The sequence below is a fragment of the uncultured Maribacter sp. genome (genome assembly GCF_947500405.1).
In the GTDB taxonomy this organism is placed as follows: Bacteria; Bacteroidota; Bacteroidia; order Flavobacteriales; family Flavobacteriaceae; genus Maribacter_B.
Map to the genome: position 1 here is coordinate 136,911 of NZ_CANMRY010000006.1, position 13,796 is coordinate 150,706.

General features: G+C 31.6%; 10 protein-coding genes. 5 read left to right on the forward strand and 5 right to left on the reverse strand.

Going from position 1 to position 13,796, the window contains the following annotated elements; translation table 11 throughout:
• Positions 1-2 precede the first annotated feature (2 nt).
• The 4 genes from Q0945_RS10120 to Q0945_RS10135 all read right to left on the reverse strand — a co-directional run bounded on the left by Q0945_RS10120 (position 3) and on the right by Q0945_RS10135 (position 7,637).
• Entirely contained in the window at positions 3-2,762 is a 2,760-nt protein-coding gene (locus tag Q0945_RS10120; RefSeq protein ID WP_299434157.1) for a TonB-dependent receptor, read from the reverse strand.
• 200 nt (positions 2,763-2,962) lie between these two features.
• Positions 2,963-4,807, reverse strand: coding sequence for a glutamine--fructose-6-phosphate transaminase (isomerizing) (gene glmS, locus Q0945_RS10125; RefSeq protein ID WP_299434159.1), 1,845 nt, complete (start codon positions 4,805-4,807; stop codon positions 2,963-2,965).
• A 173-nt stretch (positions 4,808-4,980) separates the two neighbouring features.
• Positions 4,981-6,822: a DUF4270 domain-containing protein gene (locus tag Q0945_RS10130; RefSeq protein WP_299434161.1), complete on the reverse strand. Its 1,842-nt coding sequence runs from the start codon at positions 6,820-6,822 to the stop codon at positions 4,981-4,983.
• Positions 6,823-6,827: 5 nt separating this feature from the next.
• Positions 6,828-7,637: a glycogen/starch synthase gene (locus tag Q0945_RS10135; protein ID WP_299434163.1), complete on the reverse strand. Its 810-nt coding sequence runs from the start codon at positions 7,635-7,637 to the stop codon at positions 6,828-6,830.
• A gap of 106 nt (positions 7,638-7,743) precedes the next feature.
• Here Q0945_RS10135 and panC point away from each other — a divergent pair, with 106 nt between their 5' ends.
• The 5 genes from panC to radA all read left to right on the forward strand — a co-directional run bounded on the left by panC (position 7,744) and on the right by radA (position 12,577).
• Positions 7,744-8,589: a pantoate--beta-alanine ligase gene (panC, locus tag Q0945_RS10140; RefSeq protein ID WP_299434165.1), complete on the forward strand. Its 846-nt coding sequence runs from the start codon at positions 7,744-7,746 to the stop codon at positions 8,587-8,589.
• Positions 8,590-8,602: 13 nt separating this feature from the next.
• Positions 8,603-8,953 (forward strand): aspartate 1-decarboxylase, encoded by a 351-nt coding sequence (gene panD, locus Q0945_RS10145; RefSeq protein WP_121064764.1) that lies wholly within the window; start codon positions 8,603-8,605, stop codon positions 8,951-8,953.
• 3 nt (positions 8,954-8,956) lie between these two features.
• Positions 8,957-9,919: a lysylphosphatidylglycerol synthase transmembrane domain-containing protein gene (locus Q0945_RS10150; RefSeq protein WP_299434168.1), complete on the forward strand. Its 963-nt coding sequence runs from the start codon at positions 8,957-8,959 to the stop codon at positions 9,917-9,919.
• A gap of 31 nt (positions 9,920-9,950) precedes the next feature.
• Positions 9,951-11,093, forward strand: a complete 1,143-nt coding sequence (locus Q0945_RS10155) for an alpha/beta hydrolase-fold protein (protein ID WP_299434170.1) — start codon at positions 9,951-9,953, stop codon at positions 11,091-11,093.
• Positions 11,094-11,215: 122 nt separating this feature from the next.
• Complete coding sequence (gene radA / locus Q0945_RS10160; protein WP_299434172.1) at positions 11,216-12,577, forward strand: DNA repair protein RadA; 1,362 nt, start codon at positions 11,216-11,218, stop codon at positions 12,575-12,577.
• Between the two features lie 107 nt (positions 12,578-12,684).
• Here the strand turns inward: radA and Q0945_RS10165 are convergent, their stop codons facing one another.
• Entirely contained in the window at positions 12,685-13,728 is a 1,044-nt protein-coding gene (locus Q0945_RS10165; RefSeq protein ID WP_299434174.1) for an aldo/keto reductase, read from the reverse strand.
• Positions 13,729-13,796: the final 68 nt, after the last annotated feature.

A 13,796-nucleotide genomic window follows, 5' to 3' on the forward strand; every position in this document is an offset into this window, starting at 1 on the left:
TTTTAGTTATTTATAGTCCATGATAAATAGTACATAGAACCAATAAACCCTGTTCCAAAAGCTGTAAAATATTCATCGCCTAACAAGTTGGTTGCCCCTACTTTAAAAGAAGACTTTATACTAGGGACTGTATAGTTTATTTGCGCATCTACGGTATGAAACTCAGGTACTACACCATTACCAAAAGGCGCTTCCCAGTAATAATCATCACTAAACCTATAAGAAACATTGAATCCTAAATTTTCAAACAATTCAGTATTACCAAATGATGCTTTAAACTTATGCTCTGGTGTATTAAAGTTTGTCGCAAAATCTGGATACGTTTCTCTATCAAAATCTAGCTTAGCATAGGTGTAACTTCCACTTAAATCAAAATTTCCAAAAACTTTAGTAGAAAGACCCAATGAAGCTCCATAGGAAGCTATATCTGCTTCTGAATTTGTATATGCACTCCAAGCTTGGTAATCATCATTAGCTATTGCAGCAATAGATAATGGCTCCCCTACATTTCCGTAATAAGGAGAAACCACTACTTCTTGCGATATAAAGTCCTTATACTTATTATAGTACACACTAAAGTCTACTATTAATTTATCTATTTTACCTCTATACCCTAACTCTATAGACTGCACCTGCTCTGGTTTAACTATATCTGGGTTAGAAATTTCTAAAACTGCTGGATTTCCAGTTCTACCTAATTCCTCAACAGAACTAGCAGTATAGGAGTTATTATATGCAGCTGCTCCTGTTTGCGTAACAGCGGCTGGTTGACCAAAATCATCTTGAGCTGTTTGACTTACATTAAACTCTCTGGAATACCTATCTAAATTATTTGGAGCGGAACCAATTAAAATTGCACGCCCTGCGTCTAATCCTATAAATAAATCTTGCGTAGTAGGGTTTCTAAAACCTGTTTGTGCAGAAACTCTAATATTATGGTCACGATTAAGTGTTAAACCAGCAGATAATCTTGGAGAAAAGAATCCATCAAAAAATTCTGATTTATCATAACGTACAGAACCTGTAATTTTTACACTTTTCTCATTATCTATTTCAAATTTCTTTTGAATTTGTGTGTATACTCCAAACTCTGAATAATCTATAGAACCATCTAAATCGGTATAAATAGTTCCTGAAGAATTTAAACTATATTGTCTATAAGACCCACCTATTTGTATATCTGCAAAATCTGTTAAATGACTAAAATTATAGTTACCATCTGCATGATAATACTTAGAAGCATCTTGAAATTTAGATCCTTGAGTTAAATCTGGGTTTTGTATACTCCTATCAAAAGCCGCTTTAAATTCAGGTGAACCTGGTAAATAACGGCCAGTATCTGCTGTTGCCCTTGCGGCATCGTGCTTTTGTTGGGTTGTTAAACCTGATGGATTCCCACTTAACTCAATACCAGCATACGTTGCTATATAATCGCCAAACCAATCTTCATCACTTTTCCAAGCTCTATTAATATTTATTCCTGTAAAGACCATATCATAAGAGTCTCCCGCTTTATCATTTACTACATATCCTCTTATAAAAAAGTTATCATTCCTAACCTCTAGCTTATGTTGCTGCTGAAAAAAGCCATTAATATTATATCTATTTGTTCCTTGGTATATAGTAGAACCAGTACCTACTTTACCTACATAGGATATTTCTAAACTATTATCTGTTATAGGTCTATAATATAATCCCCAATCTGCTTTAATACTTTCCGCATTATAATTTGTTAAAGCAGCCTCATTATACCCTGTTCTACTAACTACTACATCAGGTATTACTCCTAATCCTGAGGCAGCTCTAATATTTGTAGAAACCTCATCCCCATAAACATTTATACCATCATAATTTGTATCGGCTCTTGTTCCTCCAGGAGTTGTTTTGTCTACCTCACTAGTTGCTGCCCAATCTGTTCCCTTTAAATATCCAAAGTTAACTTTAGCTGCAAATTTATCATTGAATTTATATGCTGCACGAATTCCAAAATCTGTATAGGCATTATCCCCAGCAGCTTCTTGCGAAGTAATACCTCTTTTTATAGAAACACTAATACCTTCATAATCAAAAGGACTTTTACTTGTCATAAAAAGAATACCATTAAAAGCATTTGCTCCATATAATGCAGAAGATGCTCCTGGTAACAATTCTACACTTTTCACATCTGGTTCTATCATACCTACTAAATTTCCAATAGGAAAATTTAAAGCTGGTGTAGAATTATCCATCCCATCTACCAATTGCATAAAACGATTATTTTTAAAAGTTGCAAAGCCTCTAGTATTTACAGACTTAAATGTTAAGCTATTTGTATTAACATCTACACCTTTCAGGTTTTCTAATCCACCGTAGAAATCTGCTGCTGCAGTAGTTTCTATTTCCTTTAAACCAAAACGTTCTACAGTAACTGGAGATTCAAAAATACGTTCAGGAGTTCTAGATGCAGACAAAACCACTTCATCTAAAAAAGTTTGCGCTTCATTTATTACAACAGAAATAGTTTGATTATTTGTTGCAATACTTGAAGTAGCTTCTTTATAACCTAAACTTGTTATTCTTAATTTGAAAGGGGGCTTCTCAGAAGTCTCTAGTATAAAATTACCATCAAAATCCGTAACGGTTCCTATTGCCTTTCCTTCAATAACAATGTTTGCACCTGGTACAGGATTAGCATCTTGATCAGTCACAGAACCTTTAACTATGGTCTGCGCGTAAGTACCCAATCCTATAAAAAGGAAGGATAAAAAGAGTATTTTTCTCATTCTGTTCTTAATTTTTTTAAGTTATCTAGTCAATTACAATATACCTATTTTTTTAAATTAACAATGACAAAATACAAAAAATTATGCATGCATAGTAAATTATTCTGAAATAAACATATATAAAATTTCATTTTTCGTAAAGCAAAAAGGGATTACAACAATTGTTGCAATCCCTTTTTATATAATTTAAATATGAAATTTTACTCTACTGTAACAGATTTTGCTAAGTTTCTTGGCTGATCCACATTACAATTTCTCATTACTGCTATATGATATGATAATAGTTGCAAAGGAATAGTAGTTAGCAATGGTGTTAAACTCTCTAAAGTTTCTGGAATTTCAATTACATGATCCGCAAGCTCTTTTACTTGAACATCACCTTCTGTAACTATAGCAATTATTTTTCCTTTTCTAGATTTTATTTCCTGTATATTACTTACTACTTTTTCATAATGCCCCTTTTTAGTTGCAATTACAAAAACGGGCATTTGCTCATCTATTAAAGCAATAGGTCCGTGTTTCATTTCTGCAGCAGGATACCCTTCTGCGTGTATGTAACTAATTTCTTTTAGTTTTAACGCTCCTTCTAATGCTACCGGGAAATTATAACCTCTTCCTAAATATAAGCAGTTTGTAGAATCTTTATAAACCTCCGCAACGGTTTCTACTAAACCATTAGATTTTAAAGCCTTTTCTACTTTCGCAGGTATTGTTTCTAATTCTGTTAAATATTCATGGAACTTAGAACCAGAAAACTCTCCTTTTTCTTTTGCTAGTTTTAAGGCAATTAAAGTTAAGACTGTTATTTGGGTTGTAAAGGCTTTAGTTGATGCAACTCCAATTTCTGGACCAGCATGGGTATATGCCCCTGCATCTGACTCTCTAGCTATAGAAGAACCTACTACATTACAAACACCAAAAACAAATGCTCCTTTTTCCTTAGCTAATTTAATTGCAGCTAACGTATCTGCAGTTTCTCCAGACTGGGAAATTGCAATTAGAACATCTTTATCTGTAATTACAGGATTCCTGTATCTAAACTCTGAAGCGTATTCTACTTCTACTGGGATTCTTGCTAAATCTTCAAAAATATATTCTGCTACAAGACCTGCATGCCATGAGGTACCACAAGCAACAATAATAATCCTATTAGCATTTACAAACTTTTCAATATTCTGGTCAATACCAGCCATACGTATTATACCTTGATCTGCTAATAAACGACCACGGTAGGTATCCATGATAGCTCTTGGCTGCTCGTAAATTTCTTTTAACATAAAGTGATCATAACCACCTTTTTCAATCTCTTCTAAATTCATTTGCAGTTCCAATATATTTGGATACGCAACTGCATCGTTCTTTATTTTACGAAGCTTAATTTCTTTACCTAGTCTTACAATTGCCATTTCTTCATCTTCTAAATAAACAGCGTTATTTGTAAATTCTATAAATGGAGAAGCGTCTGATGCTATAAAAAATTCATCTTCCCCAACACCAATAGCTAAAGGGCTTCCTAATTTAGCTACAACAATTTCGTCTGGTTTTTTCTTATCAAAAACAGCAATAGCATATGCACCTACCACTTGGTTTAGTGCAATTTGTACTGCCTTTCCTAATTTAACTCCTTCTGTCTTTTGAACCTCTTCAATTAAGTTTATTAAAACCTCTGTATCTGTGTCAGATTTAAAAGTATAACCTCTATTTTGTAAAGCCTGTTTAATAGATTCGTAATTCTCAATAATTCCATTATGAATTATCACTAAATCACCAGAATTAGAGTAATGTGGATGAGAATTAACATCATTAGGAACACCATGTGTTGCCCAACGTGTATGACCAATACCTAAAGTACCAGCCATAGATATTTCTTTTGATTTCTTTTTAAGGTCTTCTACTTTCCCCTTTGTCTTAGAAAGATTTATAGTATTACCATCAAAGAGAGCTATACCAGCACTATCGTAACCTCTATACTCTAATCTTTGTAATCCTTTAATAACAATTGGGAAGGCATCTCTATGGCCTATATACCCTACAATTCCACACATATTTGTTTATTAGTTAAGGTTGTACTTTATTTGTTCGGTACAAATCTATATTAAGTATTAATAAAAAAATAGAAAAATTAGACATATAACTTATAATTCCTTTAAGATGCTATAAATACGTTGTACAACAACTATAACGTCTTATAATTAAATGTAATATATCGAATACTTATTTAATTTGTCTTTGTGTAAAAAATTTCTAGTTGTAATTTCTTATCAATATTCTCAGAAGATACATTACCACCATACAATACCGTTCCTAAAGGCGAAATCGTAGGAGCTAATGGTAACTCTACTGACTCTCCGTTTACTTGAGCATTTAATGCTCTAGATATTCCAATATTTGGAGTTATCATTAATCCTAATGTTGGATTTTCATCTTCATCAACAATACTATTAATATAATCCGTAATACGAACAGTGTATTTATCCCCAGAATCTGATTCTTCTAAAAAGCCGTCATAATTTAAATATAATCCAAAAGCAGTATTATCAAGAGAATTTTCTGTTGCCGGATTATAAATTCCAGTATTATCTTCTGTATTAAATAGATATAATCTTGGAGGCTTAATATTTCTGCTATTACCAGAAGCCGTTTGGTCTACATAAAAAACTAAATTAGCTTCATTAATAATCCAATTATTTTCTTTTATTTCCCTAATTAACTCTGTTGTATTTTCTTCATTAAACAGCTTAATTTTAGCATATGCTCCTGCCCCACCTTTTAGGTATATTTTTTCAGCATCTTGCTCTGGAGCATTTAAAGCATCTAAAACCTCTGCAGGATAATTTTCATTTATAAATGTATTTACTGCATTACCAGAAAAATCTGTTCCAACAAATGAAAAAATAAAATCCTTTTCTTTTTCCTCAATTTTATCATCAGAAGTATCCGTAGTACTATTTGTATTTACAGAGTTATACGTATAAGTCATTGTAATATTTCCCTGCGATAAATTTAAAAGTGGCATAATGTCATTTCCGTTTGACGTTAATGATATGTGTAACCCTCTAATATATTCCTTGAAGTTTGCCTGACTTATAAGCTCTGTACTACCTTCTTTATCTAAAATATTATTCTGAAAAAATGTATTATCTAAAGGGATGCGTATCCCTGGAGCTAATTTTGCATTTTGTTTAGATTCATCTACATCTGTAGTACTAGTATTATCATCTTGCGGGATTAATATTTGAAAGTCACTAACAGTCTCTTCTTCATTTGCCAATTCTTCACCTGTAAATGCCGGAGAAAACTCTTGGGTAGAATAATATTCTTCTGCTTCTGTAAAGTTAGTATCCGCATCAAAATCTCTTAAAAAGAATGTAGACCTTTTTACGATTACATTAAAAGAAGCTTCTCTATCCCCATAAATACTATCTAGCTCTACCCTAACAGCAAAATTATTTGCTATTATTTCTTCTTTATCACCAACATCATTAAACCCATCTAAATTGGCATCTACACTACTTGGATCTAAAGGATCTGTTCCTGCTGTTCTTTCTTCATTATTGGTTCTACCATCATTATCATTATCGTTATCAGCATCTATAACTTTATCATAAGCATCAATAACTCCATCCCCATCGGTATCTTCAGAAGAAGTCTTTGTTAGATAAGGAATATATAAATAAACTTCTTTTATAGTTTCATTCTCCTCAATAACGGTAACACTAGTATCTGTAGCTGCACCATCTTCTTTTTCTTGAGTATTAATACCAAATGTTGGATTTTCTGTAGATAATTGTATTTGAGAAGTTATCTGAGCTTCAGTTTTACCATAGATAGGATCATTAAAAACTCCTAACTGATAAACAGATAACTTATTAGTTTGCACTGCATTAATATTGTTATTGTATGCAAATACATCATAAACTTCTTTATCTGTCGTAAATGGGGTTTCGCCAACAACATCCCCACCTATAGTTGTTAAATCTTCTTCACAAGAAGATAATACTATTAAAATAAACATAGTCCCCACTAGTGCAGGAAACTGTAATCTATTCAGTAATTTCATTTAGATTATTTTAAAACTTCTGTGTTATAAAAATTAGCATACGCTTCTTCAAACTCTTGAAGAGGAACAAAAGGCAACACTGGTTTTTCTAGGTTGGATATGTGACTTTGTAAATCTTCTGGAATTTCTTCCGCTGCTAAAATAACAGCATCTGAATAATCTACTGCAACTTTTAACAAATTATTATAGTCTGGCTCCTTCAACGGAGTAATGCTTTCTTCTGAAATACCATCAAACGCAATTTTAGAAACCATTTCAGAATCTAACTCTCCCTCAAAACCTTTTCCGTAAACGGATGTAACTATTTTACTATCTGCAAATAAAGGTTCATCTGCGTAATACTTTTTTAAATACAATGGTAATAAAGATGCCATCCAGCCATGTACATGGATAATATCTGGTGTCCAATTTAATTTTTTAACCGTTTCTACTACTCCTTTTGCAAAGAAAATTGCACGCTGGTCATTATCTGAAAAAAGATTACCTTCTTTATCTGTAAAGGTGGCTTTTCTTTTAAAATATTCTTCGTTATCTATAAAATAAACTTGAATACGTTCTTTTGGGATAGATGCTACTTTTATAATTAAAGGCATATCCATATCATTAATCACTAAATTCATCCCAGAAAGACGAATTACTTCATGTAGCTGGTGTCTTCTTTCGTTAATATTTCCATACCTAGGCATAAAAATTCTAATTTGCCCTCCATTACTATTTACCATTTTTGGAGTTTCATAGGACATTAACGAAACTTCATTTTGAGGAAGATAAGGGACTAACTCGGAAGATACAAACAATACCTTTTTACCATTCATATAAGAAAATATTTTAATTTTTTTTTGCGAACGCAAATGCAAAATTACAAAAATTATAGAGATTACAGGTATTTATAGTAAGTTTGCTAGCTTTTAAATAAATTATATGTTGGTAATTACAACTAATTTACAATTAAATACCTTTCTAAATTCTCTTAATAAAAAAGAGAGTTTAGGATTAGTTCCTACAATGGGTGCTTTACATAAAGGACACTTATCTTTAGTAGAAAAAGCTTTAAGAGAAAACCAGTCTGTTATAGTTACTATTTTTGTAAATCCAACACAGTTTAATAATAAAGAAGATTTAGAAAAATACCCCAATACTCTGGAAAAAGATATTGCACAATTAAACTCATTATCTAACCAAATAACAGTTTTTGCACCATCTGCAGAAGAAATTTACAAGAATAACATTGTTACTAAAAAATATGATTTTCAGGGCTTAGACAGGGTAATGGAGGGCGAATTTAGAGATAATCATTTTAATGGTGTTGGGACAATTGTAGAACTGCTTTTAAATTTAATTAAACCAGATAATGCTTATTTTGGAGAAAAAGATTTTCAGCAATTACAAATAATTAAAAAATTAACTCAGATACAAGATATTCCTGTATCTATTATTGGCTGCCCTATTGTAAGAGAACCTCATGGTTTGGCAATGAGCTCTAGAAATGAAAGACTCTCTTTAAAAACAAGAAATGAAGCTTCTTTTATATATGAAACCTTAAAAACTGCCAAAGAAAAATTTGGCACGAAAAGTGCACTTAATGTTAAAGATTGGGTAACAAAGACTTTTCTTAAAAAGAATACATTTGATCTAGAATATATAGAAATTTCGGATATAGATACTTTAAAACCAATTAAGAGAAAACAAAAAGGCAAAAAATATCGTGCATTTATTGCTGTTTATGTAGAGAATGTAAGGCTTATAGACAATATTGCACTTAATTAACTAATTTTGTAGTATGCAAATAGAAGTAGTAAAATCCAAAATACACCGAGTTAAAGTAACTGGTGCAGATTTAAATTATATAGGAAGTATAACCATAGATGAAGATTTAATGGATGCAGCCAATATTGTTAGAGGTGAAAAAGTGCAAATTGTAAATAACAATAATGGCGAACGTTTAGAAACTTATGCAATTCCTGGACCTCGTAATAGTGGAGAAATTACTCTAAATGGTGCTGCATCCAGAAAAGTTGCTGTTGATGATATTTTAATATTAATAACTTACGCTAGAATGGATATTGAGGAAGCAAAAACCTTTAATCCTTCTCTTGTTTTTCCTAATGAAGAAAACAATTTGTTAAAGTAAATTTTGAATATAAACATTAAAAAAACATTAAAAACCATACTCCCAATTAGCTTGGGAGTTTTTTTAGTTTGGTATTCATATAACTCAACGTCTATAGAAGACAGAAAACAAATACTATATTACATAAAAGAGGCTAATTTATTTTGGGTTAGCGTATCTATACTTTTTGGAATTCTTAGCCATTTTTCTAGAGCAATACGTTGGAACTATCTTATTGAACCTTTAGGCTATAAACCTAAAATTAGCAACAACCTCCTTATAGTTCTTATGGCTTATTTTGCTAATCTAGGAGTTCCAAGAACTGGGGAATTTTTAAGAGCAACAGCGCTTACCACGTATGAAGATGTCCCTTTTGAAAAAGGTTTTGGAACTATTGTTACAGAAAGAGTAATAGATGTTCTAATGTTATTACTTTTTGTTACCACAACCCTATTTTTACAAACCGATGTTATCTTAGGGTTTATTCAAGAAAAAGGGTTTAATATTAATTCTATTTTTCTTCTAATTGGTCTTGGTACTGTAGGGTTACTATTCTTCATATTCTTTATTAAAAAATCTACAAACGCATTTGCTGTAAAAATAAAAAACTTTATTTCTGGACTTTTAGACGGTGTCTTAAGCATCTTTAAAATGAAAAATAAATGGGCTTTTGTACTACACACTCTATTTATTTGGTTTTGTTACGTAGCTATGCTATGGGTAATAAAATACGCAGTCCCAGGAACAGAAAGCCTAACTATAAGCCAGCTAATGGTGGCATTTGTTGCAGGAACATTTGCTATGGCTGCAACCAATGGTGGTATTGGAATCTATCCTATTGCAATTAGTCAAGCCTTAGCTTTATATGGTATTAACGAAGTTTCTGGGAATGCTTTTGGGTGGGTTATGTGGATTTCACAAACTGCTATGATTGTAGTTTTTGGGGCAATATCTTTTCTTGTATTACCGTTATTAAATCGAAAATAAGTACTTTTTTTTAAGTATTAAAACCAAACTAATGAAACAAATTTTTGCAATTTTTGCACTATTCCTGTGTTTTGGAGCTAATTCTCAAGTAAAACAAGAAATTTTTGAATCTTTTAAACTTCAAGAAAGACGTGATGTTCAATACTATTTTCCAGAAGATTATGATGCAAAAAAAAAATATCCTCTTATCGTAGTTTTAGATGCCGAATATTTATTTGACCAAGTAGTTGCTAATTCTAAATTCTACAGCAATTTTCATGGGATGCCACAAAGCATTATAGTAGGTATTAACCAGAGTGAAAACAGCATAAGATTTGATGATTGTTCTTTTGATGAAGAAAATGGTTTACCTACAGAAAGGGGTAAAAAATTCTTTGAATTCATAGGAATGGAACTTATACCTTATCTAGAAACTAGCTATAGTATTGCTCCATTTAAAATGATTGTTGGCTATGATATAACTGCAAATTTTGGAAATTTCTATCTTTTTAAAGAAAAATCCTTATTTAATGCATATATCACAATCTCACCAACATTAGCTCCAGAAATGGAGTCTAGAATACCAACAAGGTTAAGTGCCATAAATCAACAAATATTTTATCAAATTATAGTAGAAGATGAAAAAAGCAAAAACACTTCTAAAATTTTAGCATTAGACAAAGCACTAAAAGCAATAGATAAAGAATCTTTACATTATTATTTTGATTCTTATAAAACTGCCGATCATATTTCTATTGCTTCTTATGGATTAGGAAAAGCCTTTGACAACATTTTTGGAATGTTTAAGCCTATTAGTCCAAAAGAGTATAAAACGCAAATACTAACATCCGAAGAACCTGTTTTTGATTATCTAGAAAACAAGTACAAAGGCATTGAAGATTTATTTGGGCTTAAAAAAAGCGTTAACCTTAATGACATTATGGCTATTTATGCTGCATCTCGTAAAAAAGAAGAATTTGAATCCTTAAAACCATTGTCAGATTTATGTAAAAAAGAATTTCCAAGTACTATGCTAGGTTTTTATTTTGAGGCTGAATATTACGAACAAATGGGAGAGCCAAAGAAAGCACTACGTACTTTTGAAAAAGCTTTTGGTATGGAAGAAATAGATTTTTTAACTAAAGAAATGGCTTTAGAAAAAATTGATGCTTTAAAAGCAGACTTCGGATACTAGAAAACAAAAATAATTTATAAAAAAGCTACTTAATTCTAATGGTTTTAAGTAGCTTTTCTAGTTTTATAATTTTATATCTTTTAAACTTTACCCTACCTTTAGACCAAACACGAATTTAGGTAATGGCTAAAACAAAAACTGCATATTTTTGTCAAAATTGTGGTGCTCAATACGCAAAATGGGTAGGACAATGTACTTCTTGTAAAGAATGGAATACTGTTGTTGAAGAAGTAATACAAAAACAAGATAAAAAAGATTGGAAAACCCCTAGCAACACTTTAAAAAAAGTTGCCACACCATTACGTGTAAATGAAATTAGCACAGAAAAAGAACTAAGACTAAACACTTATGATTTAGAGTTTAATCGTGTTCTTGGAGGTGGCTTAGTCCCTGGAGCTCTAATTTTACTTGGAGGAGAACCTGGTGTAGGTAAAAGTACATTACTTTTACAAATAGCTCTAAAACTCCCTTATAAAACACTATACGTTTCTGGAGAAGAAAGTCAAAAGCAAATAAAAATGCGGGCAGATCGCATTCACCCAAATAGTGAAACCTGCTTTATACTAACAGAAACAAAGACGCAAAATATATTTAAGCAAATAGAAGCAACTACACCAAATATTGTAGTTATAGATTCTATACAAACATTACATTCAGATTATATTGAGTCTGCCGCAGGTAGTATTTCACAAATAAGGGAATGTACAGCTGAATTAATAAAATTTGCTAAAGAAACAAACACTCCTGTAATTCTTATTGGCCATATTACCAAAGATGGTTCTATTGCAGGGCCTAAAATTTTAGAACACATGGTAGATACAGTTTTACAATTTGAGGGAGACCGTAATTATGTATATCGAATTTTAAGGTCTTTAAAAAACCGTTTTGGTTCTACTGCAGAATTAGGAATTTATGAAATGCAAGGCAGCGGCTTACGAGAAGTAAACAACCCTTCTGAAATACTTATATCTAAAACCGATGAAGAACTAAGCGGTACCGCAATAGCTTCTACTGTAGAAGGCATGCGCCCTTTAATGATAGAAATACAAGCATTAGTAAGTACTGCTGTTTACGGCACACCACAACGCTCCGCAACAGGTTACAATGCTAAAAGACTAAACATGTTATTAGCTGTTCTAGAAAAAAGAGCTGGCTTTAAATTAGGGGCTAAAGATGTTTTTCTTAATGTAACCGGAGGAATTTCGGTAGATGATCCTGCTATAGATTTAGCTGTTATTGCAGCTATATTATCTAGTAATGAAGATATTTCTCTAGAAAAGGGAATTTGTTTTGCTGCCGAAGTTGGCTTAGCAGGAGAAATAAGACCTGTTCAAAGAATAGACCAACGTATTTTAGAGGCTGAAAAATTAGGGTTTACTACTATTTATGTATCCAAAAACAATAAAATAACTATCAAAAAAACTGGAATTACTATTGTCTTAGTTACTAAAATAGAAGATGTAGTAAGTAGCCTATTTAATTAGTTCTTACTTCTAAATATTCTTGAGATTGTTAACAATATTATTATTACAGCAAGAATAACTATTACTTGCCAAATACCAATTTTTAATAGAATCATCTAATTAGTTTTTTATGGTGCAGGGTTAGGAATTTTATTATGTATTGCGTTAATACCGTCTAGCAACTCATCACTTAAATCTATATCTATACTATTAATATTTTCTCTTAGCTGTTCTAAATTAGTTGCTCCAATTATATTACTAGTTAAAAAAGGTCTAGAATTTACAAATGCCAATGCCATTTGCGCAAAAGAAAGATTGTGTTCTTGCGCTAAATTATAATACATTTCGGTTGCTCTTGTAGCAATCTCTCCAACATATCTATTCATAAAGTTTGGAAACAATTCCATTCTTGAACCTTCTGGTATTTTTCCTACTAAATATTTACCAGTTAAAGCTCCAAAAGCTAAAGGAGAATAAGCTAAAAGCCCTATTTTTTCTCGTAAAGAAATTTCAGAATTACCAATCTCAAACTGTCTATTTAGCAAACTATAAGGGTTTTGAATTGTTATAGCTCTAGGCAAACTTGCATGTACCTTACTTTCCTCTAAAAAACGCATAGTTCCCCAAGGCGTTTCATTAGAAATACCTATTTGTCTTATTTTACCTTCTTGTACTAAATCTCTAAGAGTCTCTAACACTTGGTGAATATTATCTTGCCAATAATCCGTAACATCCGGCACAAATTCTCTCTGGCCAAAATAATTTGTAGATCGCTCTGGCCAGTGTAATTGATACAAATCTAAATAATCTGTTTGTAAACGAGTTAAACTCCCTTCAACAGCTTCAATTATAGCGTCTTTAGAAAAACCTGTAGAACGTATAAATTTTGTATAATCGCCATTTCCAGCAATTTTACTTCCAAGAATAATCTTGTCTCTATTTCCAGTTTCTTTAAACCAATTTCCTATAATTTTTTCGGTATGAGCATATCGATCTATATGAGCAGGAACAGGGTAAAGCTCTGCTGTATCAAAAAAATTAACCCCTTGTTCTAATGCATAATTCATTTGATCAAAACCTTCTTTTTCTGAGTTTTGATTACCCCAAGTCATGGTTCCTAAACAAATTTTACTTACTTCTATTTCTGTATGTGGAAGTTTGGTGTATTTCATTTACATAAAAATATTAAAGTGCCAAATTTAAGAATTAAAAACTAGGAGCCGAGCATTAAAAATTAAAT

Bases quoted from the DNA above. Each gene is read 5' to 3' on its own strand.
- Q0945_RS10120 (WP_299434157.1), bottom strand. From the start codon at position 2,762: ATGAGAAAAATACTCTTTTTATCCTTCCTTTTTATAGGATTGGGTACT.
- glmS (WP_299434159.1), bottom strand. From the start codon at position 4,807: ATGTGTGGAATTGTAGGGTATATAGGCCATAGAGATGCCTTCCCAATT.
- Q0945_RS10130 (WP_299434161.1), bottom strand. From the start codon at position 6,822: ATGAAATTACTGAATAGATTACAGTTTCCTGCACTAGTGGGGACTATG.
- Q0945_RS10135 (WP_299434163.1), bottom strand. From the start codon at position 7,637: ATGAATGGTAAAAAGGTATTGTTTGTATCTTCCGAGTTAGTCCCTTAT.
- panC (WP_299434165.1), top strand. From the start codon at position 7,744: ATGTTGGTAATTACAACTAATTTACAATTAAATACCTTTCTAAATTCT.
- panD (WP_121064764.1), top strand. From the start codon at position 8,603: ATGCAAATAGAAGTAGTAAAATCCAAAATACACCGAGTTAAAGTAACT.
- Q0945_RS10155 (WP_299434170.1), top strand. From the start codon at position 9,951: ATGAAACAAATTTTTGCAATTTTTGCACTATTCCTGTGTTTTGGAGCT.
- radA (WP_299434172.1), top strand. From the start codon at position 11,216: ATGGCTAAAACAAAAACTGCATATTTTTGTCAAAATTGTGGTGCTCAA.
- Q0945_RS10165 (WP_299434174.1), bottom strand. From the start codon at position 13,728: ATGAAATACACCAAACTTCCACATACAGAAATAGAAGTAAGTAAAATT.